Here is a 24,899-nt window from a genome sequence, read left to right as displayed (position 1 = left end):
ACCGCAAGCGCGACGCTCGCGGCGTCGGTCTTTCCCAGCGTTGCCTGGCCGGCTTCGAACATGCAGAAGAATACGCAAATGGACGATTCAACAATGACGTATCTGAAGGCGCGTTCCGAAAGCAGAGCCAGCCGTTTCCTATCGCGAGCCCTTCCCCGGCAACGAGAATGCCGATTGACGTTCAGTCGAGGAATTCAACAACTACGCCCGGCTTAACCATCCCTGCAAGCTCTTCTACGTCCCAGTTTGTCAGGCGGACGCATCCATGAGAGCCGGCCTTACCGATGAGTTCTGGATCCGGCGTTCCGTGGATCCCGTAAGTCGGTTCTGTCAAATCGATCCAGACTGTACCGACGGGATTGTTCGGTCCGCTCGGCAGCTTTAATATCCTCTTATTGCGACCCTGCTGAAAGTTGATCTTCGGATTATAGGTGTATGTCGGCAAACGCGCGACACCTTTGACCTTGTGCCTGCCGGAAGGAGAAGGTGATTCCTCGCTGCCGATCGTGGCCGGGTAGACTGCCAGCAAAGACCCGTCTTCTGCAAATGCGGATACCTGGCCAAACTTTCTGTGGACTTCAATCCGTTTCACAGTGCCGCTCTTTGCTGCGCCAGGTACCGCAACCGAGATTGTTTCGCCGGGAGTGAAGGAAGCGGTCGGATTGAGTGTCTTCAGGAGAGAGGTGCTCATATGGAAACGTTCGGCCAATTTCTCGGCAATGCTGGTATAACCGAGATGCTGCATCTTTGCCTGCAAGGCATAGTCCTTGGGGATGTTCGGAACGAGTTCCTTCCCGTCGTCTGCTGTTATTGAATAACTCTGAACGGCTGGGATTTGGTCATCAAGCCGCCCAATCACCGCGGCATCGGGTTTTCCATCAACGGGAAGTCCTTGCAAAGCTCCAAATCCGGCAATTGCCTTGTTGAGGTTCTCGCCGCGAAAGCCGTCAATCGCACCCGGTGAAGCGCCGGCCCGATCTAGCAAAATCTCGAGTTTTACGATCGCCGCGTCAGGATTCTTCGGGTTGGCGCTTGGCGCTTCGGTCTGTATGGACGAAATGGAAGCGGTATTCACATCTTGTGCGGTTATCGCCGTGGCGACAGCCGGAGACCAGAATGTCAAAACGATCGGGATCGCAAGATAACAGCGCGCATTGGCCATGACTGGGAAATCGCCATCCGCGCAAGTTGTTCCATCTGAGCGGATGATCAATCGAATAAGGGCGTTCACCGGTCTCGAGCGACGGCATGAGGGTCATCGAGGTTGCAATACCACTGGTGACCGAAATTGGTGCGGCGCAGGCTTGAGCTTGGTTTTGGTTGGCGCGTTGTAACCGTGAGCCGCCGAGCATTTTCGCGTGCCTCGCCTCGTTACCGCCCGATGTTCCGTCCAGGTCGGCACTTCTGAGTCTCTGCAGCTATCAACAGCCGCGTTGAGGGAACTTATCCGGTCGGCATGCATTCGAGTAACACCAGCCGGAGGGGTAGTCATGCGTGTTCGAATCATCACGCTCAATGTCTGGAATACCGAAGGCGATGGCCGCAGACACAAGATAATCAATCAGGAGCTTCGTCGCCTGAAACCAGATTTTTTGGCTCTGCAGGGGGTCGTTCAAACACCGCAGGCAAACACCCTCGATACGATGATAGAAGGCCTCGGTCTGCACGTCATCCATCAGCAAGATATCCAATTTGTTGCACCGCCTTATGCTGATCGATATGGCGCCACGGCGATGCAACACGCTGGCCGCATCAGATGATGGAAGTGCTTGATCCTAGAACACCGCAGGCGTCGGATGTTCCGTGGGCCACGCTGGGGGCAACCGTGGATCTCGGAGATGCGGGCGGCACTCTTTTCATCGGCACCGCCGCCGCCTGGCGCCCGGCCGCCGAAGCAGCGCGCGAGCGTCATGCCGTGACCATCAGCGATCTCGATAACAGGCACAGGCAAAACTTGCCGACCATAATCGCGGGCGACCTCAATGCCGGCCCGGATGCGGCTTCCATCCGCTATCTCACGGGCCGACAATCGCTCGATGGCAGAAGCGTATACTATTACGATGCTTGGGAAATTGCTGGAGCTGGAAGAGGCGACACCTGGACGTCGGCCAATCCAAACGCGAAGACGGGTGCCGAACATATCATCGGCCGATCGAACTACCACCGCCGGTTCGACTATGTGCTGGTCGGATCATGGGAGGTGCGTCCGAAAGGGCGCGCAGAAGTTCTCTCGGCTGAATGCGTCTTCAATTATCCGGCTAAAGGCAGGCAATGCAAATTATCGATCGTTACACAGGCGCGCTTGCCTCGACGTTAAAGCTCTGCTCGATCATTGTATGTTCATGAACTTTTCCTCTGAAAACGAGCGGCAGCGGCTGGATATGTTCCTGCGCTCACACGGGTTTTTCCTGCGCTAGCCGCCAAGGCACAGTCGCCACCGTCAGCCGCGGACCGCCAAACTTTAGAAGCTTGGCGCGCAGTTTGCCGGCCCGGTTCATGTGCAGCACTCTTTGCCACCATTTGTCCTTCACCGTCTCCGGTATGAGGACGGCCACCTTCCGCTCCGGTGCTTCTGCATCCAGCTTCTCGATAAGCTTCAGGAGCGGCTCATGGAGTTTGCGATAAGGGGCTGGAATCAACATCAACCTGGGCGGCTTCAGGCCCCGCGCGGCAACAGGCTCTTCAACCTCCCTGCGCCATGTTTCCCGCAGCGCCTGATCAGTGTCATCCATTCCAGGCCCGCCGAGGCGGATCAGGTGAACGGCCACGACGTCAGGAGAGAGGGTCAGTGCGAATTTGATGGCGCGCTCGCTGAGCCGGTTCCATTCTTCGGTGACGACAAGCACCGTCGGCGGCTCGACGTCTTCGATGACGATCGGACCGGGTTTGCGTAACTCGTCTTCCAGTGAGACGTAGTATTTCTTGATCGTCTTCAGCACGCCGATCGTTAGAGGCACGGCGATCAGGGTTATCCAGGCGCCTTCGGCGAATTTAGCGGCCAGAATAACCATCAGCGCTGCACCCGTGGCGGCTGCACCAATGGCGTTCATCGCCAATTTCGCACGGGGGGGTCCCGCCTGTCGACGCCAATGCGCCACCATACCGACCTGCGATATGGTGAAGGTCAGGAACGCTCCGATTGCAAAGAGGGGGATCAACCTTTCCGTGATGCCGCCGAAACCGACCAACAGGAGAGCAGCGACCGCCGACAGGAAGAGGATTCCGGCCGTGAACACGAGCCTGCGGCCAGGTTGTGCGAATGCCTTCGGCAGATAGCCGTCGGCCGCTACCATGCGGCAGATCCGGGGAAAGCCGACAAAACTGGTATTGGCCGATAAACATAGGATGCAGAGCAGGCTTGACATCGCGATGTAGTAGAATGCGTTATAGCCAACAACCGCACCAATGAGCTGTGATAGGACGCTCTGATAACCGCCTTTGGTCTGGTCCATTGCTCCTATATCAAAAGAGGTAGCAATCAGCGCGATTCCTCCCAAGAGGAGGCCGAGCACGACGACGATAATTGTCAGCGTGACGTAGGCGTTCCTGATGACAGGTTCTTTAAAGGATCCGACTCCATTCGACACAGCTTCGACGCCAGTCATTGCGGTGCAGCCGCTGGCAAAAGCATGCATGAGAAGCCAGATGCCGGCTGTGGCCATAGGCGGCGCGAGAGAAGATGGCGAGACGACCGGCGCTGGATTACCTTCAAAAACGATCCGGATCAGGCCGTACCCGATGACTCCAAGAAAGCACGCGATGAACAGGTAGGCGGGCAGCGCAAAGAGCCAACCGGCCTCACTGGTACCCCTCAGGTTTGCCATCATGACGATTGCGACGATACCGAGACAAAGCGGAAGGATATAGGGATGAAGCGAAGGTATCGCCGATACCAACGCTCCCACGCCGGCCGAAACCCCAACGGCGACATTGAGGACATAGTCGATCATCAGTGCCGCGGCAGCAAGGAGACTCGGGTACTCGCCGAGATTTTCCTTGGCGACGGCATAAGCTCCTCCGCTCGTGGGATAGGCAGCGAGCGTCTGCCGATAGGAGAAGTAGAGAATGACCAGCAGCGCGATAATGCAGCACATCACAGGGCCGAGATAAATGAGACCCTTGGCGCCGAGGGGAATTAGAACCGTCAGCGCGGCTTCAGGCCCATAAGATGACGATCCAAGCCCATCGAGGCCCATCGCAGGAACCGCTTCGATCCAGCCCAGCCTCTTGTCTTCATGTTCGCGATTGGCGAGCCGACGTCCAAAAAGGACGGTGCGTAGGTCCAAATCTCTCTCCAGTTCCGCAAGATGCGATGCCTCAAACTTGCGAAGCCCATTAGCGTTCCCTGCTTCTGGGAAGCGTAATGCGAACATCCAGAACCTGCTGTTGACCGAGACTTGATTGTCGGCATGAGTCTAACATGCAACAGTCCTCGTACAATCTTATGCTTGGCAGGGAGATATTCATCGCGTAGCGGAATGATTTGAGCACGCGCAGACACCGCTGCCATTTCCGCATAAGGATACGTCATGACGGCGCAAAGTGTTGCGGCATGGGCAATACAGAACGGCTTCTATCTGCTGGATTCATGGATATATTGTCGGAATGACGAGGCGCGCACCATCACGCTTGAAATCAAGAGGCTTTCGGTGGTGTTGATCGATAAAAGGACGGGATTGGCCCCGCGGGTGGACTCTGTTTTGTTCAAAAAGTTGTTTTCCGGGTGTCCGAACGGCAAACTTGACCGATTTTTGTTGGATCGTTGAAAATCAACCTGATGCCATGAATATCAGCTGCGCGAAGATTTCCGTCCACTCTTCAGCGGCTTCATGGTGACGAGATCGTCGGCCACCGGAACGAAGAACTCCGAGATATCGCAAGACAAGGCGTCCGCGATCTTCTCAAGCGTCACGAGAGTCGGGTTCTTGCTGCAGCGCTCGAGATAGCCGACATAGGAGCGCTCGACATTGGCCTCAAGCGCGAGGTTGTCCTGCGAGATCTGGGCATCGCCATCGCTGCGTCGTCGAAGGCGAGATTTGAGATGGTTGCAGCGAGGAAATCGACCCGGTCAAGGCGTCCGCGATGATCGAGCTGGGCATAAGGAATTGTCGAGGCTTCCTCGTCTTTCAACATATTAGTATCCTCCCAGAGGGATACATGACCGAGGACCTCGTAAGGTCAAGAGCAACCTTCTTCACATTCCGCATTTCTGATCGGCTGCGGCGCAAATCGTCTGCGTCCTATCTATTCTTCGTCGCCTGCAGCTTAACCTTTGCCGACTGCGGTCGACGACGAGTTTGTCTCTTGACGCTGCAGATCGCGCTTCCAATATCATCCGTAGGAGAGGATCAGTGTGGCATCGAAAGGAGGAAAAAATGCCGCTCAACGATGTTCCATGGACCCGGCCGGTGACGGTCCGGCTCCAATGCGGATTGGAGCGCACTTTCACGGGCATCTATGATGCGCTCGACTTTCTCGAAAACGAATGGCCATTACGCCATGGTGAGCGTCACGATCGGGCAGTAAAGACCTGTCGCCGTGCGCTCAATGGCATCGTACCCGCCATCATTGCGCGCGAGGCGTTCGTGGCCGCTTGTCTTGAGGCTGGGATGCCGGCCGTCATGGTGCCGTCGAAGACAGTCCCTCAAGCAGTGCCGATCCGAGCGGCGCGGATAGCGTCTATGTAAAGGCGTGGCCTTTGGAACTCGCCTCTGAAGGAGAGGCTCCCTGCGTTTCCGGAAATAGCAAGGGCTCCATGCTTGGATGGAGCCCCTATCATCGGGCGAAACGCACAGACTTCCAATCTATCGATTGGAAAGGCGCTCTTTTCGCTTACCAGGCCTGGCGATCATACCATTCGTCGACATCCGACCGCACACGGTCCTTCTGAATACCGTAGCGTTCCTGGATCTTTCCTTCGAGCTGATCCCGCTTGCCCGCGATCTGATCAAGATCGTCATCTGTGAGCTTACCCCACTGCTCCTTGATCTTGCCCTTAACCTGCTTCCAGTTACCTTCGACGCGATTCCAGTCCATTGTGTTGTCTCCTCGTTGTTGTCAAAGGACAACGCGCCTCATTTGTATTGGTTCGAGCGAACGCAGTAGGCTGGAGGCCGGTGGGCGGCTTGGGCTGTGTGACATCATGCGCCGGTGCGTGGCGATTTTATTCTCCGGGCTGGCACAAAACGCTTGCCGATGAGTTTCCTGAAAAAGGAGACCCGATATGGCAGGCAAAAAGATCAGCACTGGTTTGAATGATCGGCCGAAAGGCGCTTCGATCGGCCAGACAGCCGGCGGTTTTCCCGATGACAGCGGAAAGCCGGTCGACGTGACTGACGAAAAGATCGAAGCAACCAGGAAGAAAATCGCCGACGACCCGCGGGAAAAACTGCTGAAGGAAGTTAGGCAGCAGCAAGATGCCTCTCGCACTGGATCTGGGTAACCGTTTCCCCAACGAGAACGCGAACCGCCGGGAACCAAGATGGCGAGCGACAGATTATCGTCCTACCGATCGAAGCGTGACTTTCAGAAGACGGCGGAGCCGAGCGGTCGCTCCGCAGCTATGCGAAACGCTTGAGCGTCCGCCGGCAGGCGAGGGCTGGGTCCACGAAATCAAGTTTGATGGTTATCGCATCCAGATGCGTGTTCTCGATGGCGAGGTCACGCTCAAGACGCGGAAAGGTCTTGATTGGACCGCCAAGTACCCGGAAATCGCCGATGCGGCCTCATCATTGCCGGACTGTATCGTCGACGGCGAAATATGTGCTCTCGATGACCATGGAGCACCCAATTTCGCCGCCCTGCAGGCCGCCCTTTCCGAGGGCAAGACCGGCGATCTCGTCTATTTCGCCTTCGATCTGCTCTATGGCGGCGGCGAAGATCTTCGATCCCAGCCGCTTATCGAGCGAAAGGCCTGGCTGCAGGCGCTCCTTGCCGAGGCCGGCAGTGACACGCGCATCCGCTTTGTCGAGCATTCCGAGACGGGTGGCGATGCCGTTCTGAGGTGGGCGTGCAAGCTCTCCCTGGAGGGCATCGTCTCGAAGCGCGCCGACGCGCCCTATCAGTCTGGCCGCACCGAGACCTGGGCGAAATCGAAATGCCGGGCTGGCCACGAAGTGGTGATCGGCGCCTATGCGACCACCAATGGCAAGTTCCGTTCATTGCTGGTCGGCGTCCATCGTGACGATCATCTGGTCTATGTGGGAAGGGTCGGCACGGGCTATGGCGCGAAAAAGGTCGAAACCCTGCTTCCAAAGCTGAAGGCACTTGCCACGGCCAAATCGCCCTTTGGCGGTATCGGCGCACCGACTTCCGCTTCGTCATAGGTCAACCATCTTTCCCGAAGACTTTAATGCGCTGGTGGGGCACGAGACTGACATCTTGATCACACACGAGGCGCCATCTTGCCATCGCCTAGGCTTCTCCGAGATTGACGATCTAGCAGAAATCAATTCACACCTTTTCCACAGACGGCGATGTTTCAAACGATTGAAAATATTTTAATCGTTTAAATTGTTTAATGCCTTGATTTACAAGGAAACTCTTCCATGCCATGCCATGGATACATGACAATGGAGGTCGTGATGCAAGAGTTTGAAAACGTAAGAGATGAAATTCCTACGTATGTGATTGATCGCCTGGAAAACGAATGGCGGCTGGTGCAGGCTCAGAGCACGCAGATGGAAACCGGCACGTCCGCGGAGAGGCCTGTAAAGGCGGCGCCGGTCGCGTCCGATAGCCGCGCATCCCTCGACAAATAACCGTTGGTGGAAACCGGACCGTGCAGAGTTCATCCGATGATGAAGTTCCGGCGAAGCCGATCGCGGCACTCCACTCCCCCATCATAACCTAAAAACGGATCGGCCTTGGCTCATGGCCAGGGCTGATTGTATCGTTTGCCGCCTTCAGGCATCGAGATAGCGCTCGGTCAGGCGTGCCCACATGGCCGCACCGACGGTCAGGCTTTCATCGGCGAAATCATACTTGGCGCTATGGAGGATGGCCGAATTCAAGCCGTTGCCGAGACGCAGAAAGCTGCCGGGCTTGTGTTCGAGATAATGGGAGAAATCTTCGCTGCCGGGGATCAGGCCGCAGGTGGTGACCTTATCGGCGCCGACGAGCTCTTCGGCGACCATGCGTGCGAATTCCGTTTCCTTCTCCGAATTGACGACGACCGGATGGCCGTGGACGTAGTCGATCTCGGCGCTGGCGCCGTAGCCGTCTGCGATGGAAGCCGTCAGCTTGCGGATGCGGGCCTCGAGCAGTTCACGCACCTTCGGGTCGAAGGAGCGGACGGTGAGCAACAACTTTGCGCTCTCCGGAATGACATTCGAAGCCTCGCCGGCGTGGATGGCGCCGACGGTCACGACGGCCGTCTGTGTCGGGTCGATGCTGCGGGCAACGATCGTCTGCAGGCTGACGACGAGATTGCAGGCGACGACGACGGGATCGATGGTCAGATGCGGCCGCGAAGCATGGCCGCCCTTGCCGATGATGGTGATTTCGACCGTATCCGCCGCCGCCATCAGCGGGCCGGAGCGCAGCAGCCAGGTGCCTTCCGGCGCGCCGGGATGATTGTGCAGTCCGTAAATGACGTCAAAGGGAAAACGTTCGAACAGCCCATCCTTGATCATCGCGGGGGCGCCGCTGACCGCGCCTGCCTCTTCGGCCGGTTGAAAGATCAGGTTTACCGTGCCGTTGAAGCGGCGGGTGCGGGCGAGATATTCCGCAGCTCCCAGCAACATGGTGGTGTGTCCATCGTGGCCGCAGGCATGCATCTTGCCCGGCACCGTGCTGGCATAGGCGGCGCCGGTCTGCTCGGTGATCGGCAATGCGTCCATGTCGGCGCGGATCGCGATGCTTTTCTTGCCGGCTCCAACAGTCATGCGCGCGACGACACCATGGCCGCCGACATCGCGCGTGACTTCATAACCCCAGGCTTCCAGCTTCTCGGCGACGAAACGCGCGGTTTCCGCCTCTTCGAAGGAAAGCTCGGGATTGGCATGCAGATGTCGACGGATGCCGGTCAGTTCGGCCTTCATCGGCTCGAAGTCCGAGAGGCGGGCGAAATCGTTGTCGAGGGTCATGGCTATTCCAATGGTTCGCTTGAGCCGCCATCCGCCATAGAGCGTGCGGGCGTCACTGATGATACGTGTATCGCGCTAGATGAAGCGCGACAGGAAGCTTCTGGTGCGCGGATGCTGGGGATTGCCGATCACATCCTCCGGCTTGCCCTGCTCGACGATCTTGCCGCCGTCCATGAAGACGACGCGGTCGGCCGCTTCACGGGCAAAGCCGATTTCGTGGGTGACGACGATCATCGTCAGGCCCTGGCTGGCAAGATCGCGCATGGTGGCAAGCACCTCGCCGACGAGCTCCGGGTCGAGCGCCGACGTTGGCTCGTCGAACAGCATCAGCTTCGGCTTGATTGCCAGTGCTCTCGCAATTGCCACACGCTGCTGCTGGCCGCCGGAAAGCTGCCGCGGGTAGTTGTTCGCCTTTGTCGAAAGACCGACGCGGTCGAGCAGCGCCAGCGCATTCTCCGTCGCCTGTTTGCGGCTTTCGCCGTGGATGCCGATCGGTGCTTCGATGACATTCTGCAGCGCCGTCATATGCGGGTAGAGGTTGAACTGCTGGAACACCATGCCGATCTTGCGCCGCTGCAGCGCGATTGCATGGTTGGACAGTTTGACCAGCCGGCCCTTGTTCAGTCTGTAGCCGATCTGCTCGCCGTCCACTTCGATCGAACCGCGATTGATCGATTCCAGATGATTGATGCATCGCAGGAAAGTCGACTTGCCGGAACCGGACGGACCGAGGATGACGACGACTTCGCCGGGTGCCACGTCCAGGTCGATACCCTTCAGTACTTCGACATTTTCGAAAGACTTGTGAACGTTGCGGGCCTTTACCAACGGCGGCACGTTGGCGACAGTGTTCATGGGGGTATTCATCGGAGCGTTCATTGACCCGCCTCCTGTGCCGGCACGAGCGCCGGCGGGCTGTCCTTTACGGCCTTCGTCGCGCCGGTGCGGCGGTCGGCGCGGCCATAGTAGCGCTCGATATAGCTCTGGCCGATATTCAGCACCGTGGTAATCAGCAGATACCAGATGACCGCGACGAGCAGCATCGGGATGACTTCGAAGGTGCGGTTGTAGATCGACTGCACCGAGTAGAGCAGGTCGGCCATGGCGATGACGCTGACGAGCGAGGTCGCCTTGATCATGCTGATGAGCTGGTTGCCGGTCGGCGGCACGATGGAGCGCATGGCCTGCGGGATGATGATGCGGCGCAGAGCCCGGATTCTTGTCATGCCGAAGGCCTCAGCGGTCTCGAACTGGCCCCTGTCGACGGAAAGCAGGCCGCCGCGAATGATCTCGGCCATATAGGCGGCTTCGTTCAGGGCAAGACCGGCGATTGCTGCTGTCATCGGGCTGATGACGGAATTGGTATCCCAGCTGACGAAGGTCGGGCCGAAAGGAATGCCGATCGACAGCGTCGGAAAGAGCGTCGAGAGATTGTACCAGAAGATAAGCTGCACGAGCAGCGGCGTGCCGCGGAAGAACCAGATGTAGAGCGAGGCGAGCGAGCTTGCGAGCGTATCCTTTGACAGCCGGGCGATCGCCAGCAGCAGGCCGAGCGCGATGCCGAGGGCCATGGCGACGACAGTCAGCCCAAGCGAAACATAGAGGCCATCGATGACGACGGGGTCGAGGAAATACTGCGCGACGACATGCCAGCCGAAATTTTCGTTGTGGGCGACCGACCAGGCCCAATAGGCCGCGATTGCCAGCGTAATGGCCCAGGCTGCGACGCGACCCTTCGGGAACGGTGTATGGGCATTCGCCACATCCCGCTCTGCCGCATCGCCTGATGGCGATGCGATATCTTTAGCATTGGTACTCATTTCGGCAGCGTCCCGCCAAGATTGATACCCGGCTCCTTGATCATGTTGTTCTCAAGGCCCCATTTCTTCATGATGGCGGCATAGGTGCCGTTATCAATCAAAATCTTGACGGCATCCTTGAGAACGGACCCGAGCGGCGAACCCTTTGGCACGACGGCACCCTGATAGAGATCTTCGAAACCGTTCTTCTGGCCGACGCCGGTCAGTTCGAGTTGGCCGTTTGCCTGCGAGACGAAATAGGTGAGCGGGGCCTGCGAGGAGAAGAAGGCGTCGGAACGCTTGGAGCGGACCGCGAGGATCGAGCTCGGCTGGTCGGTGAAGGATTGGACCTCGATCGCGCCCTTGCCGTCGGTCTTGCACTTCTCAGCCTGCACCTGGATCACCTTTTCGGCCGATCCGCCGGCCATGACGGCAATGCGCTGGCCGCAGGCGCTGTCGAGCGAGGTAATGGCCTTCGGATTGCCCTTCTGGACGGCGAAGACGACATATTCCTGCACCCAGTCGACGAAGTCATTGGCTTCCTCGCGGCTCTTGAAATCGCCGATCGGGCCGAAGGCGAACTGATAGCGCCCGGAATTGATGCCGGCGAGGATGGCGGGCAGGCCGCTGACGCTCTCATGCTCGATCTTCACCCCGAGCACCTGGCCGATCGCGTCGGTCAGATCGGCGCTGGCACCGGTCAGCTTGGTTCCGGTGACGATTTCATAGGGAGGGAAGGAGCCATTGTTGACTGATGTCATCTTGCCCGATGTGCGGATGGCTTCCGGCAGCTTGGCCTGCAGATCCTTGCTGACCGAAAGCTTCGGCAAGCTCGCATCGTCCGCGAAGGCGGCGCTCGACATTATCAGGCTTGCCAGGGCGATGTAGGTCATTTTCTTCAGCGACATGTTCATTCCCCTTTTTGCTTTGTGTCTCTGATTTGAAGTGATGGTCAGGCAGCGCTTGTCCTGCTGCCGTCGACATCGAACGGAAACAGCTCTTCCGGCGTCATCAGCCGCGGCAGGATGCCCTGCACATGCAATTCTGAAGCGAAATCGGCGATCATCCTGCGGTTGGCCGCAAAACCGCTGGCATCCCAGCCTTCCGGCAGTTCTGTCGCGGATTTCAAGAGCTCATCGAGCATGAAGGGCGTCGTGTCGGCATATTTGCGCCGCCTGCTCAGCCAGACGCGCTGCGATTCATCGATGAGCGCACTCAGTTCTGCCATCACCCAGGGATGCTCGGCGACGAATTCCGCCTTGAAACCGATCAGGTGCATGCCCGGTACATAGCCCACATCGGCGAAATAGCGATGTTCGGCTGAGCGAAAATCCGGCAGGAGCTGGCGGAAGCCGGAATTGCCGGCGAAATAGCCGTCCGGCATGAAGGGCGTGAAGATCGCATCGAGCAGGCCGTCCTTCAGCAGGTCAACCATCGGCCTTTCGCCTGGTGCCGCCTCAATGCGGCCGGGACGGCCAAATCCGTCGAGACGATCGGTGATCGGGTGGGCTTCGGTGAGGCGGCCGGCATACCACATGGCGTCCTCGACACCGACGCCTTCACGGCGCAGCGCAGCGCGTGTCCAGGTATTGCCGGAGTCGCGCCAGCCAGTGACGCCGATACGTTTGCCAGCCAGTTGGGCGAAGCTTGTGATCGGGCTTTCCTTGGCGGTGATGACGCAGCGGTGGCGGAAGCCCCGCATGATGAAGTTCGGAATGCCGACCACGCTTTCGTCGCCGTCGATGCGCATCTGCGTGTAGCGGCTGAAGGAGGTTTCGGCCGCGTCATAGGCGTCGCTCTTGCCGACATGCAAGACCAGCGTGCCGACCCGGTCCACCTTGATGTCGAGCCTGGGAGAGGAGACGTCCCCCAGGACCAAAGGTGTCATATAGTCCCAATCACGCAGGGCAAGGCGGAGAGTAAGGGGCATGAAATTCACTCGCTGGAAAACTTGTTTTCTCAACGAGTAAATGTTCAATATAGGTTGATCAAATGTTATTACGTTATTGAACATTAAAAGCGGTACGAAAATGAACGAAGAGCGGGACGCGAAATGGTTTGCCGAACAATTGAACGATCGGACCATTCGCGGCATCGCGCTTGAAACGAGCGCACTCATTCGCGCCGGCGCGCTGCCAGTTGGTACCAAACTGCCGCCGATCCGCGACCTTGCCTTTGTCCTTGGTGTAAGTCCTGCGACCCTGTCGGAGGCCTGGAGCGAACTCAGGCGCCAAAAGATCATCAGCGGACGCGGCAGGAATGGCACATGGGTCAGCGGTGACCGCTTCGTCGCCAAGCCGGCGCGGCTTGCAAGCGTCGGCGATTACGGCAGTAGCGCCCTGAACCTGACGGCCGCCGTGCCCGATCTCCAACTCCTGCCGAAGCTGGAAGCGGCGATGGCCTATGGCGCCTCGGCCGAAAATCTCAACAGTTACGAGCGCAGCCGCATCCTGCCGGAGCTGGAGCGCGAGGTCAGGAAGACCTGGCCCTACGAGCCGGAGGCATTCCTGGCGACCAATGGCGGCTATAATGCCGTCTACACATTGATCAACGCCCTAGTCATGCCAGGTGCTGCGGTTGCGATCGAAAATCCCACAGGCATGCGGCTCTTGGATATTCTCGAGGATAGGGGTGCGCGCATCATTCCGGTGAAATGCGATGAGGAGGGACCGCTGCTGTCTTCGCTGGAAGAGGCGCTGAAATATCGTCCTGTCGCTTTCATCTTTCAGCCGCGCATCCATTCCGTCACCGGGCAGAGCATGAGTCCGGCACGTATGGCAAGGATCGCCGATATCCTTCGCAACAAGGACACGTTGATCGTGGAAGACGATGGTATCGCCGATATTTCGACAGCGCCGCGCCATTCCATGGGGCATCTCTTTCCCGATCGCGTCATCCATATCCTGTCGCTTTCGAAGACGCACGGGCCGGATTTGCGCCTCGCGGTCTTGTCGAGCTCGCGGGCGATCATCGACCAGATCCAATCCTATCGCAGCTTCAGCTCCGGCTGGACCAGCCGTATTCTGCAGGGGGCGGCTGCCTGGCTGCTGCGCGATCCGGCGACAGCGGCGTGCCTCGATCATGCCCGGCAGATCTATCGAGAACGCCGGGCGCGCCTCATCGATGCACTCGGCGAGCGCGGCGTCAATGCACGGCACGGACAAGGATTATGCGCCTGGATTCCCGTCTCGTCGGAGCCTTTCGCGATGGTGACGCTTGCCGCCCGAGGTATCGCAGTGCATCCCGGTGCCAAATTCTCGATCCTACCCAGCAGCCATTTGCGAGTCGCAACCGCCAATCTCTCGGAGCGGTGTGAGGAAGTTGCCGATGCCATCGCACTTGCCGCCGTCCACACGTGAACGCGAATGCTACCGGCTCGAAGTCGCGCCCACGCTCCTGGGCGCCTCCTTCCAGGGGGAGGCATATTTGACGAGCATGGTCGCGAGTTTGGCCGAGATAAGCGCAATGATGGAAATCGCGACGAGATAGATCGCGATGTGGACCGGCTGCGGCAAGTGGATATTGCGCATCAGGTGCCCGTAGATCTCGGTAAAGCCGCGATGGCACATGTAGATCGGATAGGAGAGGTAGCCGAGAAAGATGCCGGGCCGTTGCAGCCTCTCCGGCAGTTCGAGCATCGTACCGGCAAGGACGATGAGCGGCGAGATCAGGATGCAGAAAACAAGCGCATATTTCAGCGAATAGGTGGGCAAAAACAGCAGGATCAAAATCGCCGCAATCGGCAGCAGGGCGGCATAGCCTTTCACCGTGCGGCCGAGCATGGCGATGTTTCGAAGCCTGTAAATGATCATTCCCAGCGTGAATGAGAAGAAGACACGGGCAAAGCCGCCGTCCACAGAGTGCCATTCCCAGCCGAGGTCGAGCGATTTGTGCAGGAAGACGGAGCCGATCAGCAGCGCCAGGGATGCGGCGGCGATGAGGATGAGGCTCCGCGTTTTCAGCCGGAACAGTATAAGCGCGAATACCAGATTGGCCAGCAGTTCCCAGAACAGCGACCAGGCTGGGCCGTTCAGCGGATAAAGCGCCAAGACATCTCCAGCCGACCGCGTCAGAAAGCTTGGTGAAGGCAGCATGAAGGCGGTCGAGACAATGCTTGCTGCAAGATCGGCCCGCCCGACACCTGCCGCCTGCCAGTGCAGCAGCAACTGAACGAGGCCGTAGACGCTGCCGATCAGAAAGAGCGGATAGAGACGGGCGTAGCGCGCCTTCATGAAGGCCAGCACGGTCATGCCGCCGGCGAGCTTTTCGCCATAGGCCCTGGCGATGACGAAGCCGCTGAGCACGAAGAAGAAATCGACTGCGATATAGGCCGACGGCGCATAAGGCCTGTCGAGGTGGTAGACGACGACGGCCAATGCCGCCAGGCCGCGCATCGCATCCAGGGCGGCATATCTCTGTTTCGTTGCGTCAGCAGGCATTGATCGAAGCCTTTAAGAGCGAAAGAACTGCGCCTTGTGTCATCCGGCGGCGCGCGCGCCGAAAAACTCGTTTCTGAGTGTGCGATCGAGCGGGCGAACGCGCGAAAGATTGCCCAGGAATTGGCGGGGGCTTGTCAGTACCGAGCGGTTGAGGAAGTGGGTCCTGATAAGGTTGGAGGACTTGCTGTGAGCGCCGGCATGGCCGACCCGATAGATTGCGCCGCGGAAGGGAAGCGATCCAAGGGGCGAACCGGCGTCGGCCAGCAGCTTGCCGATGCGTACATGGCTGCCGAGCATGGATTTGATGTAGTCGACTTCGGCATCGTCGAAGGTCGCCGGCAGGCGATAGAGATCCGAGCGGATGATCAGCGACGTGCCGCAATAATTGGCGAAGTCGTTGTGATGCAAAAGTAGCCGTCCGCCTTCGTTCCAGAGATAGCCCCGGTCGATCTTCCAGCCGTTGGCATCGCTGTTTCCAGCGGCGAAATCGACGATGTTGGCGCTGACGAAATCATCGTCATCGACGATCATGAAGAAGCGGGTGTCGCGTGCCGAAAGCATGCCGCTCAAGACGCGGCGGCCCTTGTCCAGCCGGAATGCGTCGTAGACCTTTTCGCGATCGGCACCGTCGATGTCGTGAAGCTGGTTCGGCGGGAAAGTCACGCGTTCCGCCGTGAAATTGGGCGGCAGGTCGGGTAGATCGGCGCCTTCGTTGGCGACAACGACGCCGCGCCAGTTACGGTTGGACTGCCCGGAGATCGATGCGATCGTTTGCGACAGCCGCCGTTTCAGCGACGGCCAATCGTTGGAATTGGCCTGATGGCGAACGGGAATGATGAACGTAACCAGTGTCATGAGGCGCCTTTCCGGCTTGGAATTCTATCGCGAGATCGAATGAGCCTTGTTTCCGTCTCTATTCGCGATGGCTGCTACTGTGCCTTTGCGCGACGGCCTTGCAGAGTCGTTCGCACGAGGAAGAGGACCCTCTCCCTGCATAGGAGGAGGATAAGGGCCGAATAGGCGAGACCTCCTACCAGGACTTCGCAGACGAGGCGTTCTGCGAGAGGCCGGTCGATCAAGGCCGAGGAGATTGCCAAGACGGCGACGAGCATGCCGAGATAAGCGGCGATAGGTCTCAGGAATTGGCCGAAATATTCCGCAATGCTGAGGCCGATCAGTCGCGACACCATCCACAGTGTCACCGGCCAGAGCATCACCACTCCGAGCATGAGCCCGAAGACGACGGTTGCCACGCCATATTGGTGAAGCAGGAGAACGGTGAGGATCGACACGACGTTGCGAACCAGCTGATAGTAGAACCACCAGTCGGATCTGCCCTGGCTGGTGATCAGGGATGCCTGGATGACACCGATCCCGGCCATCAGTCCGATGACGCAGAAGAAGCGAACCGGCCAGACGGCGGCTGCCCAATGCGGTCCGAAGATCAGCGGAATGGCGTCGTCGGCGACCGCCGCAAGCCCCATGAAAGCCGGGAAAGACACCAGCGAACAGCCGAAGGTCGCCATGAGGAAGGCTTCGCGCACCTTGTCGCGATCATGCTGCAGGGAGGAGAGCAGAACGTGGCTGACCGAATTCAGCCCGCCGGCAACGACATTGTTGAGCATCTCGTAGAGCCGCCGGGCGAAATTATAGATACCGAGAGCGGCCGGGCTCACCAGCGTGCCGATGATCAGCTGATCCAGGTTCATGGTCTGGAGGAAGCGGTTGCCCGAGGCAAAGATGCCGTAATGCAGCAGTTCACGCAGGCTTGAGAGCTTCACCTTGAAGCCCGGCAGCCATTTTGCGCCCCAGAAGGCGGCGACGCAGGCGGCCGCCGGTGCGGCAATCTGGGCAATGGCAAGCGCCCATAGCCCGAAACCGGCGAAAATCATCGAAAGGCAGATGATGGCCGAGACGAAGGTGGCAATTGCGGTACGGGCTGCGGCAAGATGGAAGGACATCGTCCGGCCGATCAGGGCATTGGGGACGATGATCATCATGTCGAAGAAGATTTTCAGACCGATGATCAGCAGCAATTTGACGATGTCGTCATGCCCGACCCAATGGGCAAGGAACGGCGAGAGCAAAAACAGCACCGCATAAAGGACCGCCGCGGAGACGAAGGACAGCCAGAAGACCGTATCGAGATGGCTGCGGCGAATGGATTTCTGCTGGATCAAGGCTTCGCCGAAGGCCGTGGGTCCGAAACCGGAAGCGAAACTGACGATGGCGAAGGCGAGCGCTACCAGACCGAAATCCTGCGGCAGAAGGAACCGTGAGGTAACGACGAACACCAGGCTGTTGAGCGCCGTCGGGATGAGCGTATCCAGCGCCGACCAGAAGGCGCCTCTCAATGCCGCGCGAGATCGGTTTTCACTCAGATGTTCAAAGACGATTTCATCCGCTTCGGAAGCCAGCAAACGCGCACCTCGCCGTCCAAATCTTCATCGGCGCCGGAATTCCGGCGCCATCATTGCCACGTTGCCATCGTTCGACAGAGGAAGACCGCGTGTTGCATGCTTGATCTAGGCCAGCTCGTCGATTTGTCTAGGGACGATTGTTGCATTGCAACATTTCGTTGCCGAAAGTGATCGCGCGATCAAGGCAAACGCGAAATCCGCCTCGCGCCGAACACGACAAAACGCAGTTTCTATTGCGCGGCCGAGCGGACCCTTGGCTCGTCCCACTCGATTTCTGGGGATGCATCCGCCTCGTCCCGAGGCTCATCCAGCTCGTAAAGATAGCCCTCAAGCATGTCGCAGGCACGCTCGCTGGCGCCGATCTTGGCTTCCGTTTCGCTGATGGCGGTGGCGATCGCCTTGATGCGGGCGCGCAGCATATGACCGACCACGTCCTTGCCGGGTCGCTTGCCAAGCCTCTCGAGGTGGAGGCCGATACGGTTGGAATGCCGCTCGAGTTCGCTCTTGCTGAAATTCGCCTTGCGAATTTCTTCCAGAAGGCTTGCTCGCATCTTGGCAACCGGGTCGAAGGTGCCCGGTTCGCGCTCGTCCAGCACCATCTCGGTGATGAGCTTTTCAATGGCGACCAGCGCCTGCAGGTCGACAGCATCGGTCAGCTCGACGTCATAGCCGGTATCGTCGAACACCTTGCGGCGCACAGGGTCGAGAAGCAGCTCATAGGCCTTCTGCAGCTGCGCGAAAGCATCGGTATCGCCGCCGGAATCCGGATGAGCCGACTTCGCGCGCTTGCGATAAGCCGCCTTGATCTGCTCTTCGCCCGCATCGCGCGCAACACCGAGAATATCGTATGGATCAGTCACTCCAACTCCTGCCGCCGCATATTCCGTTTTCAAGACCCTTTGCTGCCGACAGCTTTAAAGTGCGACAGCGACCTTTGCGCGTCACATGTGACGCGGGGCGCTGTAGCCGGCAGGGCTTAGACGTTCCGGGCACCTGTTTCAATCGGTCCCGGCGCTATTTGTACCATCACAAAGGCAGAGTTTGGACAAAAAGAGTCATATGTCAAAACGGAAAGCTATTCGCTGTGGAAAGGCGGCGTTCCGGATCGTGCGGCGTGTGAAGACGGCCAGACATGACGAATTCGGCCCGCTCCGTTGCGCGAAGCGGGCCGATCGTTCAACGCTTCAGATGCTTAAGCTGCCGAGAACGGGACAGCGACGAAGGTCTTGTTGCCGTCGCGCTCGATGAGCAGCAGGACGGATTTGCGGCCGTCCTTGCCGGCCTTGGCGACGGCCGCCTGGACTTCATGAGCATTGTGTACTGGCTGGTCGTTGACCGAGACGATGATGTCGCCGGTCTGGATGCCGGCCGCTGCCGCCGACTTGTCTGGGTTGACGCTGGCAACGACTGCGCCCTCGACGCCATGCGGCAGGTTCAGCTGCTGGCGGACATCGGGTGTTAGGTTGGCAAGACCGACACCGATGCTCGGCTGGTTGGACGGCTGGACCTTGCCGTCGCCGGAATCGTTGGCAGCCTGCTTGCTGTCGTCGTTGCCGCCGATGGTGACGTTGACATCCATGCTCTTTCCGTCGCGCCACAGTGTGACGGAGCGCTTGTCGCCGGGGGAAAGATCGGCGACCAGCCGCGACAGGTCCTTCGGGGTCTTGACGGTCTCGTTGCCGACGGCGGTGACGATATCGCCGCTCTTGATGCCGGCGCGGGCGGCCGGCGTGTCGTCATTGACGCTGGCAACGAGCGCACCCTGGGTCTGGGCGAGGCCCATGGCATTGGCGATATCCGGGGTCACCGGCTGGATCGCGACGCCGAGATAGCCGTGGTCGATCGAACCGGTCTTCTCCAGCTTTGCGACGATCGCCTTGGCCTCGTTGGAAGGAATGGCAAAGCCGACGCCGACGCTGCCGCCGTTCGGCGAATAAATGGCGGTGTTGATGCCGACGACATTGCCTTCGCGGTCGACCAGCGGGCCGCCGGAATTGCCGTGATTGATGGGCGCATCGATCTGGATGAAGTCATCGTAGGGGCCACTATGCAGGTCGCGGCCACGGGCCGAGACGATGCCGGCGGTGACGGTCGTGCCGATGCCGAACGGGTTGCCGATCGCAAGGATCTGGTCGCCGAGCTTCAGCTTGTCGGAATCGCCCCAGGCTATGGTTGAAAGCGGCTTCGGCGCCTTGATCTTCAGAACGGCGAGATCCGATTTGGCATCGGCACCCAGCAGTTTGGCGGGCAGTTCGGTACCGTCGTCGAGCGTCACCTTGATGTCGACGGCGTTCTGGATAACGTGGTTGTTGGTAACGATGATGCCATCCGGGCTGATGATGAAGCCGGAACCAAGCGCCATGGCGCGCTGGTTCTGCTGCTGATGCGGCATTTGCTTCGGGAAGGGGATGCCCTGGTTTTCGAAGAATTGGCGGAACTGCTCGTCCATCGGCGAATTGCTGTCGGCGCCGGTGTCAGTCGCCTTCATGGTGGTGGTGACGGTGACCACGGCCGGCTTGTCGGCATCGACGATCGGGGCGAAAGAGCCAGCGGGCGCGATGATGCCGGCTGGTTCGGCAGCCGCTGCGACGGTGGCGGAGGTGTTGAAGGCAAAAGGCAACGCGCCGGCGCCGGCGATGATGGCGGCGCCTATAATGGCAGCGGTGCGGTGTTTGCGAAGGAGAGATGACATGGCAAAAGTCCCTTGCGAGATTGTTGGCGAATTGGCGTCTTGTCCATGTCCGGGACAGGCGTCGAATGGGGCCGCGTCAATTCGTTCGGAGAACCTTGGTTCCCCGTCTTTACTCCAGAGAAATGAAGTATAAAGCTGAACTGGCGCTGATGAGTAATATGATCCGCCAATTGACTTTTACAAATTAAATATTGATCATGTTTTTATTGCTAAGTGTTAAGACATTACATGAATTTAATTTTGGTCGATCGGAATTTTTCCATATTTAAGGCGGCGTTGCCGGCCAACGCTTGAGGGCTTCTGTTCCAAGCTCCGTCAGCGCGTAGATGCCGCGGTCGATGCGCTCGAACCAGCCATAGACGTTATCTCTCAGAATTTGCGGCGCCTTTGGCGTCGCGTCGCGCATGTCCTTCGGGCGTTGCAGGCCGTTTTCGATCGCTGCCGCGCAGGCAAGGGCCTGCTGGCGATAGGCGGTCATGATCGGCTTGCGCGTGCTGCCCCCAAGTGCCGGATCCCCCTTGCGCCGACGGTGCTCTTCAACAAGGCGTGATCTGCGCCGCGCGTTCTTGCGGGGCATCGGCGCGACGGGGCTGACAATGATATCGACAAGATCATTGTCGGAGACCGCCAGCATGCCGAAGCCGAGCCTCCGGCAAAGGTCGCGGAAGCGGCGATCGCCTTCGCGGCCCTTGCCCTTTGCCGATACGCGAGCGGCGATCCAGACCTCGTCGCTGGCGGCCGCGCGATCCACCGCCTGCAGGATGAGCTCGAGATTGAAGGTCATCTTCAGCTCGCAGATGACGACAACAGGCGGCTCACCGTCATTCAACCCGACCAGGTCGCAGCCTCCGATCTCGCCTTTCACCGTATAGCCGGCAGCTTCGAGAAATGACTTGATGGGGAGATAGAGCGCCGTTTCCAAATCCGCCTCCGGGCTTTGCACATCTGGGTGAGCTTAGCCGATTCGGTTAACCAGAAGATCGATTGCCTGCGAGACGGCTTAACCAGCCCGGATCAGTTTTGCGACCGCGCCCAGGAAAAGGATGGCGGCGATACCCCAGAATACCAGGAGAAACATATTGCGCGATCGATTGGCGAGGCGGCCGGCGATCCAACCCGCGGGATACGGCAACAGAATTCCGAAGACGAAGGCGCCAATAATAGCGCCTCCGCTTTGAGCTGCCGTCGTTGCATTCGTTTGGCTTGCGGACATTGCGGCTATCGATGTCAATATCGCGCCCGCGATGGCCATGACGATGACGGCCAGCCATTGCAGCCAGCCAACACGACTGAAGCGTGCCGTAGACAATTTGGTCATTCGAAGGTTCCGTAATGCAGAAGATCGACTGTTGAGAGCCGATGAAACGGAGCCGCGATGCGGCCCCGTTTTCCATTCACGGCTGCTCAGGCTTTGAAATCCAGCTTGACATCGCAAGCGCCGATCGAGGCCGGCAGGAGCGGCTTGCGGATGCGCTGGCCGAACTGCCGCTTGAAGCCGAAGACATTGCCGATCAGGCTCTTTGTGTAGAGGCCGGGGCCGCTCGAATAGATGCGCCAGCCGCCGTCAACGGCAATATCGCCGGCCTTGACGCGCACCCATTCCGAAGAAGCCTGATAGCGGTCGGCGAAGGCCGCATCGCTGCTGCTGAAATAAGTGTTGCGCTGGCGCAGCGACGCATGCTCCACCCGCCCGCTGACCGCGATCGGGTTGGCGAGCGCGAGCGCTGCCCATACGGCTTCCGCATCGTCTTCAAGCGCCAAGGCCTCGCAGTAGCGTAGATGCGCATGCACATACATGAGTCCGATCTCGCGGCCGAAGAAGGAGGAGGATTCGGCGCGGCGGAAGAGCTTTTCCGGGCCGCCGGAATAGGTTGCCGGCTTTTCCATCAGCCGCACGCCATCCGGAAACAGCAGGTTCTCGCGGATGATCTTCATGTGGGCGTGGCGCTGTTCGGGCGTGAACAGGCCGCCGATCATCGGCTGCGTCATCGCGATGAGCGAATAGTGCAGGCCCGTGCGCGTATCTTCAGGGTGCAGCAGTAATTCGACATCCTCATGACTCGGATCGAAAACACCATAGCCGGCAACGATGCCGTCGCGCATCAGGAGCCGGTTGAAATCGGCGCGCATAGCGACCGCCGTCGCCTGCAGCGACTGCGCTTCCTCGTTGCGGCTGGCGAGCGTCAGGATATTGGCGTAGCGCACCAGCTGTTCGTAGAGCAGGGACACCGTCCAGCTGCTGACCATCCAGTCGCGCAGGTGCGGATCGGCCGGTTGCAGGCTGTCGTTCCAGTCGCCATCGCCGTAGCGGATGAGGCTCGTGCCCGGCACGAAGCGGCTGCGCACCGTGTCCAGGAGCTTTTCGACGTGATCGGAGATCGTCGCGTGCTCCGAGGTCAGCTGCATGGTGTCGTCGGCACGCCACGGCACGGTTTGCGCAAGGAAGGCGATGTCGCCGGTCGCCTCGATATAGTCGCAGAGCGCCTTCAGCGGCCAGACGACGATATCGCCATGCGCTTCGCCGGCGCGGATGTTGGCGTAGGGCTCAAGCATGAACCATTGCGGCCAGTCGCCGCGATCGCGGTATTGCTCGGAAAAGAGCGTGGAGAGGATCTGCCGGACCTCTTCGTCGTGCTCGTAGGCGAGCAGGAATTCGATCGGCCCCTGGCAGACGTCGCGCGTTCCCCAGGCAGCACCCGTATATTGTTCGAGCCCATGCGGCACGCTCAAATGCACGATCGCGTCATGCGCGATCCAGGGCAGCATCACGGCTTGTGCCGCCACATCGCGCCCATCGCCTTCGATGCGCGCGCCCCGCGTCACATGGCTCCAGAAGCGCTGCGCCGGTGCCAGCATCTCTTCGCTTTCGATGCCAGCGCTGTAGCGCGCAGCAAGGGCTTCGGCTGCATCCGGATCGGTCATCGATCCCGTGACGGCAAAGCGCAGTTCCTTCGTCGGGTGCGATTTCAGCGTGATGAAGGGGCCATTGCGGGCGATGCCGTCGGTATAAAGCAGCTCGTCGCCGCCGAAGGCTTCGAACGCAGCCGGGGTCGAGGTCACGAGATGATAGCCAGCCTTCGGATAGCGATCCCAGAGCCATGACGGCTGCGGCCGGAAGGAGATGCGCTTGGCCGCTGTATCGACGGCGATATTGGCAACAGCTTCATAGTCACGTTCGCCAAGCACGATATGGCCGAAGACGAGGAAGCGGCAGGCGGCGCCTTCGACCGAGACGCTCCATTGCATGGCCGGATCGTCGCCGGAGGCAATTGCCAATACCGTAATGGTGCGGCCGGGAAGCTTGTAGATCCAGCGCGTATCGCTCAAGCCCATTTCGAAGGCTGCGGGCACGCCGAGCAAGTGCCAGCCCTCGCCGAGGTCGACAAGGATGCGCAGGCCGCTCGACCGCGTCAGATTGTAAGGGTCGCGCGAGACGGAGAACAGCTTGTGGAAAGAGGTATTGCCGATGGTCAGTTGCGCGGCGAAGATGCCCTGCATCCAGCAGGTGGCGGCGAGCGTCTGGTCGTCGAGCAGCATGTTCTGCCCGCTGCGGACGATGGCGCCGTGGCGGCGCGCAACCAGCCGCTCCTTTTCGCGCAGCACGATATGCCTGTTGTGCGGCCCATCCGGCACGAAGAAGGAGATCAGCTTTCCGTCGGCATGTTCTTCGAGCATCCGCTTGGGATAGAGCGCGTCGATCGCGGCCTGATCCAGGCTGTCGCTCTCTGCAAGGGGGGCGTCCTGCACGAGACCGCGCGCGGGCTGGGCCGCCGATATCGTGTCTAATGCGAGCTCGTTCTGAAGTTTCGGCAAACCGTCGAGATGAGCGAGATCGGCATCGCTGGATGCGGCTGGATGATCGGCGACGAAGAGGCCGAAGAAGCTCGTCGTGCCCGATGAGCCTGATGCAAGCGAAAGCGGTTTCGACTGGATTGCGGGGCAGGCAACCTCATGCTGACGGCGTGTGCTTGGCAGGCTGGTGCCAAAATCCGGCACCATCACGCCATCGTTGTTGTTGGAGGGCACGAGCAGCTGGATTGCATCGGTCGCGTAGGCTGCAGCACCATCGAGGCAGCCCTGTGCGAGCCAGGGATTTCGCCCGCCACCCTGCTTGAGATTCTGCCGGTTCATGACGACCGGGCCGAAGGCGGCGTGGTTGCCTATATGGTGGTCGATATATTGCGAGGCATAGGCTTCGCTGTTCATCAGGAAGCCGCGGTCGCCAAGACCGACATCCTGAACGAGAACGAGATCGGCTGAAACCGTCGCGTTCGTGGTGTTCTGCAGCGAGATCTGCCAGAACCATGCAGACTGACTTGGGTGCAAGCGAAGACTCACCGTGTGTCTTATGCCGGCCGTCTCGCCGCTCCAGGAAAAGCCGCTTCTGCCATGGCCGAACTGGACGGCAGCCTTCGGGCCGACGATTTCAGCCGTTGCCGGCTTGGAGCCGCCAACGCGCAGAT

Annotated in this window: 24 protein-coding genes and 1 pseudogene; 8 read left to right on the top strand and 17 right to left on the bottom strand. The window is 59.4% G+C overall.

All coding sequences use genetic code 11. From position 1 onward, the window contains the following. Positions 1 to 181: 181 nt before the first annotated feature. Positions 182 to 1,162: a L,D-transpeptidase family protein gene (locus Q4Q11_RS21105; RefSeq protein ID WP_498570708.1), complete on the bottom strand. Its 981-nt coding sequence runs from the start codon at positions 1,160 to 1,162 to the stop codon at positions 182 to 184. A 328-nt stretch (positions 1,163 to 1,490) separates the two neighbouring features. Here Q4Q11_RS21105 and Q4Q11_RS21100 point away from each other — a divergent pair, with 328 nt between their 5' ends. Together Q4Q11_RS21100 and Q4Q11_RS21095 are read left to right on the top strand one after the other, a co-directional pair. Continuing rightward, on the top strand, positions 1,491 to 1,760 hold the full coding sequence (locus tag Q4Q11_RS21100; RefSeq protein ID WP_498570707.1) for a hypothetical protein: 270 nt from the start codon (positions 1,491 to 1,493) through the stop codon (positions 1,758 to 1,760). After that, complete coding sequence (locus Q4Q11_RS21095; RefSeq protein WP_498570706.1) at positions 1,757 to 2,317, top strand: endonuclease/exonuclease/phosphatase family protein; 561 nt, start codon at positions 1,757 to 1,759, stop codon at positions 2,315 to 2,317. The genes Q4Q11_RS21100 and Q4Q11_RS21095 overlap by 4 nt, the downstream gene beginning before the upstream one ends. A 76-nt stretch (positions 2,318 to 2,393) precedes the next feature. On the opposite strand, the gene Q4Q11_RS21090 is transcribed toward Q4Q11_RS21095, so the two are convergent. Then, positions 2,394 to 4,286 (bottom strand): APC family permease, encoded by a 1,893-nt coding sequence (locus Q4Q11_RS21090; protein WP_498570705.1) that lies wholly within the window; start codon positions 4,284 to 4,286, stop codon positions 2,394 to 2,396. 243 nt (positions 4,287 to 4,529) lie between these two features. Here Q4Q11_RS21090 and Q4Q11_RS21085 point away from each other — a divergent pair, with 243 nt between their 5' ends. Beyond that, positions 4,530 to 4,766, top strand: coding sequence for a hypothetical protein (locus Q4Q11_RS21085; protein ID WP_498570704.1), 237 nt, complete (start codon positions 4,530 to 4,532; stop codon positions 4,764 to 4,766). Positions 4,767 to 4,789: 23 nt separating this feature from the next. Here Q4Q11_RS21085 and Q4Q11_RS21080 read toward each other — a convergent pair whose 3' ends face one another. Then, positions 4,790 to 4,999: a helix-turn-helix domain-containing protein gene (locus Q4Q11_RS21080; protein WP_498570710.1), complete on the bottom strand. Its 210-nt coding sequence runs from the start codon at positions 4,997 to 4,999 to the stop codon at positions 4,790 to 4,792. 376 nt (positions 5,000 to 5,375) lie between these two features. Here Q4Q11_RS21080 and Q4Q11_RS21075 point away from each other — a divergent pair, with 376 nt between their 5' ends. Further along, complete coding sequence (locus tag Q4Q11_RS21075; protein ID WP_498570703.1) at positions 5,376 to 5,687, top strand: DUF982 domain-containing protein; 312 nt, start codon at positions 5,376 to 5,378, stop codon at positions 5,685 to 5,687. 145 nt (positions 5,688 to 5,832) lie between these two features. Here the strand turns inward: Q4Q11_RS21075 and Q4Q11_RS21070 are convergent, their stop codons facing one another. Further along, on the bottom strand, positions 5,833 to 6,036 hold the full coding sequence (locus Q4Q11_RS21070) for a CsbD family protein (RefSeq protein ID WP_498570702.1): 204 nt from the start codon (positions 6,034 to 6,036) through the stop codon (positions 5,833 to 5,835). Positions 6,037 to 6,223: 187 nt separating this feature from the next. Between Q4Q11_RS21070 and Q4Q11_RS21065 the strand changes: the two genes are divergently transcribed. From Q4Q11_RS21065 to Q4Q11_RS21055, 3 genes and pseudogenes are all read left to right on the top strand, one after another. Then, positions 6,224 to 6,442 (top strand): hypothetical protein, encoded by a 219-nt coding sequence (locus Q4Q11_RS21065; protein WP_112509581.1) that lies wholly within the window; start codon positions 6,224 to 6,226, stop codon positions 6,440 to 6,442. A 106-nt stretch (positions 6,443 to 6,548) separates the two neighbouring features. Next, positions 6,549 to 7,307: pseudogene (gene ligD / locus Q4Q11_RS21060) on the top strand (non-homologous end-joining DNA ligase); the annotation flags it as partial. 264 nt (positions 7,308 to 7,571) lie between these two features. Further along, positions 7,572 to 7,760, top strand: coding sequence for a hypothetical protein (locus Q4Q11_RS21055; RefSeq protein ID WP_162701488.1), 189 nt, complete (start codon positions 7,572 to 7,574; stop codon positions 7,758 to 7,760). 144 nt (positions 7,761 to 7,904) lie between these two features. Here the strand turns inward: Q4Q11_RS21055 and Q4Q11_RS21050 are convergent, their stop codons facing one another. The 5 genes from Q4Q11_RS21050 to Q4Q11_RS21030 form a co-directional block, all read right to left on the bottom strand. Further along, entirely contained in the window at positions 7,905 to 9,086 is a 1,182-nt protein-coding gene (locus Q4Q11_RS21050) for a M20 aminoacylase family protein (RefSeq protein ID WP_112509578.1), read from the bottom strand. A gap of 75 nt (positions 9,087 to 9,161) precedes the next feature. Continuing rightward, the gene (locus Q4Q11_RS21045) at positions 9,162 to 9,941 is read right to left on the bottom strand and encodes an amino acid ABC transporter ATP-binding protein (RefSeq protein ID WP_498570709.1); all 780 of its coding nucleotides are present in this window, start codon (positions 9,939 to 9,941) and stop codon (positions 9,162 to 9,164) included. Between the two features lie 20 nt (positions 9,942 to 9,961). Continuing rightward, entirely contained in the window at positions 9,962 to 10,906 is a 945-nt protein-coding gene (locus Q4Q11_RS21040; RefSeq protein WP_498570701.1) for an amino acid ABC transporter permease, read from the bottom strand. Further along, positions 10,903 to 11,793, bottom strand: coding sequence for an ABC transporter substrate-binding protein (locus Q4Q11_RS21035; RefSeq protein ID WP_498570700.1), 891 nt, complete (start codon positions 11,791 to 11,793; stop codon positions 10,903 to 10,905). The genes Q4Q11_RS21040 and Q4Q11_RS21035 overlap by 4 nt, the downstream gene beginning before the upstream one ends. 44 nt (positions 11,794 to 11,837) lie before the next feature. Beyond that, positions 11,838 to 12,815 carry an ABC transporter substrate-binding protein gene (locus Q4Q11_RS21030; protein ID WP_498570699.1) on the bottom strand — a complete coding sequence of 326 codons (978 nt, stop codon included), beginning with the start codon at positions 12,813 to 12,815 and terminating at the stop codon, positions 11,838 to 11,840. Between the two features lie 100 nt (positions 12,816 to 12,915). Between Q4Q11_RS21030 and Q4Q11_RS21025 the strand changes: the two genes are divergently transcribed. Further along, positions 12,916 to 14,244, top strand: a complete 1,329-nt coding sequence (locus Q4Q11_RS21025) for an aminotransferase-like domain-containing protein (RefSeq protein ID WP_498570698.1) — start codon at positions 12,916 to 12,918, stop codon at positions 14,242 to 14,244. 9 nt (positions 14,245 to 14,253) lie between these two features. Here Q4Q11_RS21025 and Q4Q11_RS21020 read toward each other — a convergent pair whose 3' ends face one another. From Q4Q11_RS21020 to Q4Q11_RS20985, 8 genes are all read right to left on the bottom strand, one after another. Next, positions 14,254 to 15,324, bottom strand: a complete 1,071-nt coding sequence (locus tag Q4Q11_RS21020) for an acyltransferase family protein (protein WP_498570697.1) — start codon at positions 15,322 to 15,324, stop codon at positions 14,254 to 14,256. A 39-nt stretch (positions 15,325 to 15,363) separates the two neighbouring features. Further along, positions 15,364 to 16,179 (bottom strand): galactosyl transferase, encoded by an 816-nt coding sequence (locus tag Q4Q11_RS21015; protein ID WP_498570696.1) that lies wholly within the window; start codon positions 16,177 to 16,179, stop codon positions 15,364 to 15,366. A 74-nt stretch (positions 16,180 to 16,253) separates the two neighbouring features. Continuing rightward, a complete protein-coding gene (locus Q4Q11_RS21010; protein WP_112509568.1) occupies positions 16,254 to 17,744 on the bottom strand; it encodes a lipopolysaccharide biosynthesis protein in 1,491 nt (496 codons plus the stop codon). A 230-nt stretch (positions 17,745 to 17,974) separates the two neighbouring features. Continuing rightward, positions 17,975 to 18,604: a J domain-containing protein gene (locus tag Q4Q11_RS21005; RefSeq protein WP_112509616.1), complete on the bottom strand. Its 630-nt coding sequence runs from the start codon at positions 18,602 to 18,604 to the stop codon at positions 17,975 to 17,977. 332 nt (positions 18,605 to 18,936) lie between these two features. Beyond that, entirely contained in the window at positions 18,937 to 20,436 is a 1,500-nt protein-coding gene (locus Q4Q11_RS21000) for a DegQ family serine endoprotease (RefSeq protein ID WP_498570695.1), read from the bottom strand. 265 nt (positions 20,437 to 20,701) lie between these two features. After that, positions 20,702 to 21,358, bottom strand: a complete 657-nt coding sequence (locus tag Q4Q11_RS20995) for a DUF2161 family putative PD-(D/E)XK-type phosphodiesterase (protein WP_112509564.1) — start codon at positions 21,356 to 21,358, stop codon at positions 20,702 to 20,704. 78 nt (positions 21,359 to 21,436) lie between these two features. Further along, the gene (locus Q4Q11_RS20990; RefSeq protein WP_498570694.1) at positions 21,437 to 21,754 is read right to left on the bottom strand and encodes a hypothetical protein; all 318 of its coding nucleotides are present in this window, start codon (positions 21,752 to 21,754) and stop codon (positions 21,437 to 21,439) included. Positions 21,755 to 21,840: 86 nt separating this feature from the next. Then, positions 21,841 to 24,899, bottom strand: a 3,059-nt coding sequence (locus tag Q4Q11_RS20985; RefSeq protein WP_498570693.1) for a GH36-type glycosyl hydrolase domain-containing protein, incomplete at its 5' end; no start/stop codon positions are given.

It is taken from the genome of Rhizobium sp. UFLA01-1127 (assembly GCF_059803845.1).
Note: the sequence above shows the minus strand (reverse complement) of the source record. Positions and strands in the feature narration are given on the sequence as shown.